This is a genomic window from Halomonas sp. KX33721, assembly GCF_001596805.1.
Classification (GTDB): domain Bacteria; phylum Pseudomonadota; class Gammaproteobacteria; order Pseudomonadales; family Halomonadaceae; genus Vreelandella; species Vreelandella aquamarina.
The window spans coordinates 1-5,603 of the sequence record NZ_LVIA01000080.1 but is presented as its reverse complement, the minus strand read 5'-3'; the positions used below and the strand labels follow the sequence as shown (position 1 = coordinate 5,603).

The following is a 5,603-nucleotide window of genomic DNA, read 5'->3' as shown; positions in this document are numbered from 1 at the left end:
GCTGGGTTTTTTGCAGTATAAGTGCCTGACGATGACCTACTCTCGCATGGGGAGACCCCACACTACCATCGGCGCTAAGCGGTTTCACTGCTGAGTTCGGCATGGGATCAGGTGGTTCACGCTCGCTATGGTCGTCAGGCGTAACGGGTAATGCATATCATGCTGAGTTCGTCGTTGACGCGGTAAGTGATCGTCTCTTGTCAGCAAGCACGTTGGCTTGCTGCTGCGTATCCGGTTTTCGTTACCACTGCGACCAGACCCCTTGGGTGTTATAGGGTCAAGCCTCACGGGCCATTAGTACACGTTAGCTCAACGCCTTGCAGCGCTTCCACACCGTGCCTATCCACCAGCTGGTCTCGCTGGGCCCTTTAGGAGACTCGAGGTCTCAGGGATGTCTCATCTTGAAGGGGGCTTCCCGCTTAGATGCTTTCAGCGGTTATCCCGTCCGACCATAGCTACCCGGCAATGCCACTGGCGTGACAACCGGAACACCAGAGGGTCGTCCACTCCGGTCCTCTCGTACTAGGAGCAGCTCTTCTCAAACATCCAACGCCCACGGCAGATAGGGACCGAACTGTCTCACGACGTTCTAAACCCAGCTCGCGTACCACTTTAAATGGCGAACAGCCATACCCTTGGGACCGACTTCAGCCCCAGGATGTGATGAGCCGACATCGAGGTGCCAAACACCGCCGTCGATGTGAACTCTTGGGCGGTATCAGCCTGTTATCCCCGGAGTACCTTTTATCCGTTGAGCGATGGCCCTTCCATACAGAACCACCGGATCACTAGAACCTGCTTTCGCACCTGCTCGACGTGTCTGTCTCGCAGTCAAGCACCCTTATGCTCTTGCACTCATTGCACGATGTCCGACCGTGCTGAGGGTACCTTCGTGCTCCTCCGTTACTCTTTGGGAGGAGACCGCCCCAGTCAAACTACCCACCACACACTGTCCTCGATCCGGATCACGGACCTGAGTGAGAACGCCAATGATGCCAGGCTGGTATTTCAAGGTTGGCTCCACCCGAACTGGCGTCCGGGTTTCTAAGCCTCCCAGCTATCCTACACAGGCAACATCAGCGTCCAGTGTGAAGCTATAGTAAAGGTTCACGGGGTCTTTCCGTCTAGCCGCGGGTACACCGCATCTTCACGGCGATTTCAATTTCACTGAGTCTCGGGTGGAGACAGCGTGGCCATCATTACGCCATTCGTGCAGGTCGGAACTTACCCGACAAGGAATTTCGCTACCTTAGGACCGTTATAGTTACGGCCGCCGTTTACCGGGGCTTCGATCAAGAGCTTCGGCCGAGGCCTAACACCATCACTTAACCTTCCGGCACCGGGCAGGCGTCACACCCTATACGTCCGCTTGCGCGTTAGCAGAGTGCTGTGTTTTTACTAAACAGTTGCAGCCACCTGGTATCTTCGACCGGTTCGGGCTGAAGGAGCAAGTCCTCTCACCCTACGCCGGCGTGCCTTCTCCCGAAGTTACGGCACCATTTTGCCTAGTTCCTTCACCCGAGTTCTCTCAAGCGCCTTGGGATTCTCACCCTGACCACCTGTGTCGGTTTGGGGTACGGTCGCACATGATCTGAAGCTTAGAGGCTTTTCCTGGAAGCGTGGCATCAATGACTTCCGGACCGTGGTCCGTTCGTTTCGTGTCTCGGCCTTAAGGCGTCCCGGATTTACCTAAGACGCCAGCCTACTCACTTTCACCAGGACAACCAACGCCTGGCTTACCTAGCCTTCTCCGTCCCCCCATCGCAATCATGTCCGGTACGGGAATATTGACCCGTTTCCCATCGACTACGCCTTTCGGCCTCGCCTTAGGGGCCGACTCACTCTGCTCCGATTAGCGTCGAACAGAAACCCTTGGTCTTCCGGCGAGGGAGTTTTTCACTCCCTTTATCGTTACTCATGTCAGCATTCGCACTCGTGATACCTCCAGCATGCTTCTCAACACACCTTCATCGGCTTACACGACGCTCCTCTACCGCTCATTCCTAAGAATGAACCCGTAGCTTCGGTACCTGGTTTAGCCCCGTTACATCTTCCGCGCAGGCCGACTCGACTAGTGAGCTATTACGCTTTCTTTAAAGGATGGCTGCTTCTAAGCCAACCTCCTAGCTGTCTGAGCCTTCCCACATCGTTTCCCACTTAACCAGGATTTGGGGACCTTAGCTGACGGTCTGGGTTGTTTCCCTTTTCACGACGGACGTTAGCACCCGCCGTGTGTCTCCCACGCTGGCACTCACCGGTATTCGGAGTTTGCCTCGGGTTGGTAAGTCGGGATGACCCCCTAGCCGAAACAGTGCTCTACCCCCGGCGGTGATACGTGAGGCGCTACCTAAATAGCTTTCGAGGAGAACCAGCTATCTCCGAGCTTGATTAGCCTTTCACTCCGATCCACAAGTCATCCAAATCTTTTTCAACAGATCCTGGTTCGGGCCTCCAGTTGATGTTACTCAACCTTCACCCTGCTCATGGATAGATCGCTCGGTTTCGGGTCTATATCCAGCGACTGTGTCGCCCAGTTAAGACTCGGTTTCCCTACGGCTCCCCTATACGGTTAACCTCGCCACTGAATATAAGTCGCTGACCCATTATACAAAAGGTACGCAGTCACAGAACAAGTCTGCTCCTACTGCTTGTACGCACACGGTTTCAGGATCTATTTCACTCCCCTCTCCGGGGTTCTTTTCGCCTTTCCCTCACGGTACTGGTTCACTATCGGTCAGTCAGGAGTATTTAGCCTTGGAGGATGGTCCCCCCGTCTTCAGTCAAGGTTTCTCGTGCCCCGACCTACTCGATTTCACGTGATCAGATTTTCGACTACGGGGCTATCACCCGCTATGGCCAGACTTCCCAGTCTGTTCGCCTAATCCGTCACACGCTTAAGGGCTGGTCCCCGTTCGCTCGCCGCTACTAGGGGAATCTCGGTTGATTTCTTTTCCTCAGGGTACTTAGATGTTTCAGTTCCCCTGGTTCGCCTCTTACGCCTATATATTCAGCGTAAGATACTCATCTGATGATGAGTGGGTTTCCCCATTCAGAGATGTCCGGGTCACAGGTTGTTGCCACCTCACCGAACCTTATCGCAGGCTACCACGTCTTTCATCGCCTCTGACTGCCTAGGCATCCACCGTGTGCGCTTCATTGCTTGACCCTATAACCCGAAGGGGTCTGGACTCTCGCAATGATAACGATTGCCGGATACGCTTGAGACGTATCACAAAACAAGTTACGTATGAACGTTATAAAAACGTTCATGTCAGCATGATATACATTGTTAAAGAGCAGCTGTTCAATGAACAGTGATAAGAAGACGTGTTATGTCGTGCTTATCAATGGTCACGAAACAATCACAAACGGGGTTTATCTAAACAAGAAGATAATGGTGGAGCCAAGCGGGATCGAACCGCTGACCTCCTGCGTGCAAGGCAGGCGCTCTCCCAGCTGAGCTATGGCCCCATTGTTTTTGCAAAACCAACCTCTTGTATAAATTTCCGTAAGACGAGAAAAATACCTCAACGCATAATCACGTTATACGAGAAGTGTTTTAACACCGCATCACAGGAATTTGGTGGGTCTGGGCAGACTTGAACTGCCGACCTCACCCTTATCAGGGGTGCGCTCTAACCAACTGAGCTACAGACCCAAGAGGGGATCGTGCATCAACCGTTTGCTCTACTATCTGATCAGGTAATTCATTGTGAGCGCTTACCGCGAGGAGTGATGCATCGTTTAAGGAGGTGATCCAGCCGCAGGTTCCCCTACGGCTACCTTGTTACGACTTCACCCCAGTCATGAACCACACCGTGGTGATCGCCCTCTTGCGTTAGGCTAACCACTTCTGGTGCAGTCCACTCCCATGGTGTGACGGGCGGTGTGTACAAGGCCCGGGAACGTATTCACCGTGGCATTCTGATCCACGATTACTAGCGATTCCGACTTCACGGAGTCGAGTTGCAGACTCCGATCCGGACTGAGATCGGCTTTTCGGGATTGGCTCACTCTCGCGAGTTGGCAACCCTTTGTACCGACCATTGTAGCACGTGTGTAGCCCTACTCGTAAGGGCCATGATGACTTGACGTCGTCCCCACCTTCCTCCGGTTTGTCACCGGCAGTCTCCTTAGAGTTCCCGCCATTACGCGCTGGCAAATAAGGACAAGGGTTGCGCTCGTTACGGGACTTAACCCAACATTTCACAACACGAGCTGACGACAGCCATGCAGCACCTGTCTCTGCGTTCCCGAAGGCACTAAGGTATCTCTACCAAATTCGCAGGATGTCAAGAGTAGGTAAGGTTCTTCGCGTTGCATCGAATTAAACCACATGCTCCACCGCTTGTGCGGGCCCCCGTCAATTCATTTGAGTTTTAACCTTGCGGCCGTACTCCCCAGGCGGTCGACTTATCGCGTTAACTTCGCCACAAAGTGCGCTAGGCACCCAACGGCTGGTCGACATCGTTTACGGCGTGGACTACCAGGGTATCTAATCCTGTTTGCTACCCACGCTTTCGCACCTCAGTGTCAGTGTCAGTCCAGAAGGCCGCCTTCGCCACTGGTATTCCTCCCGATCTCTACGCATTTCACCGCTACACCGGGAATTCTACCTTCCTCTCCTGCACTCTAGCTTGACAGTTCCGGATGCCGTTCCCAGGTTGAGCCCGGGGCTTTCACAACCGGCTTATCAAGCCACCTACGCGCGCTTTACGCCCAGTAATTCCGATTAACGCTTGCACCCTCCGTATTACCGCGGCTGCTGGCACGGAGTTAGCCGGTGCTTCTTCTGCGAGTGATGTCTTTCCTAGCGGGTATTAACCGCTAGGCGTTCTTCCTCGCTGAAAGTGCTTTACAACCCGAGGGCCTTCTTCACACACGCGGCATGGCTGGATCAGGGTTTCCCCCATTGTCCAATATTCCCCACTGCTGCCTCCCGTAGGAGTTCGGGCCGTGTCTCAGTCCCGATGTGGCTGATCATCCTCTCAGACCAGCTACGGATCGTGGCCTTGGTGAGCCGTTACCTCACCAACTAGCTAATCCGACATAGGCTCATCCCATAGCGGGAGCCGGAGCCCCCTTTCTCCCGTAGGACGTATGCGGTATTAGCCTGGGTTTCCCCAGGTTATCCCCCACTATCGGGCAGATTCCTATGCATTACTCACCCGTCCGCCGCTCGTCAGCATCCAGCAAGCTGGATCTGTTACCGCTCGACTTGCATGTGTTAGGCCTGCCGCCAGCGTTCAATCTGAGCCATGATCAAACTCTTCAGTTTAAGATCAATGCGATCCTTACTCGCTGCCCGAAGGCAACAAAAGCGGATCAAACTTGGCTCAAGGTTCAAACGAACTTGAAAGATGTGAACATCTTTCTTGTGCGCTTGCCTTGATAATTGGTGATTTATCACCCTCATCGGCAAGCGCCCACATGAATTACCTGATCAAATTGTTAAAGAGCAACTTTCTTAAGTTCGCTGTACTGGCTCGATGACCTGAACCGTGTTGCCTCAGCGAGGAAGGCGTATTCTACGCACTTCCTGGTGTTTGTCAACCGCTGTTTTTTTAGCGAGTGAAGCGAGCGATCTAAACGACAACAAGACG

General features: G+C 53.6%; 2 tRNA genes and 3 rRNA genes. All 5 read right to left on the bottom strand.

The features are described from left to right. Positions 1-23 precede the first annotated feature (23 nt). A 5S ribosomal RNA gene (rrf, locus tag A3220_RS16385) occupies positions 24-139 on the bottom strand. Positions 140-273: 134 nt separating this feature from the next. Next, positions 274-3,166: ribosomal RNA gene (locus tag A3220_RS16380) — 23S ribosomal RNA — on the bottom strand. A 229-nt stretch (positions 3,167-3,395) separates the two neighbouring features. Then, positions 3,396-3,471: transfer RNA gene (locus tag A3220_RS16375), tRNA-Ala, on the bottom strand. Between the two features lie 110 nt (positions 3,472-3,581). Beyond that, positions 3,582-3,658, bottom strand: a tRNA-Ile gene (locus tag A3220_RS16370). Positions 3,659-3,745: 87 nt separating this feature from the next. Beyond that, positions 3,746-5,278, bottom strand: a 16S ribosomal RNA gene (locus tag A3220_RS16365). The 16S, 23S and 5S rRNA genes sit together here with 2 tRNA genes alongside, the layout of an rRNA operon. Positions 5,279-5,603 lie beyond the last annotated feature (325 nt).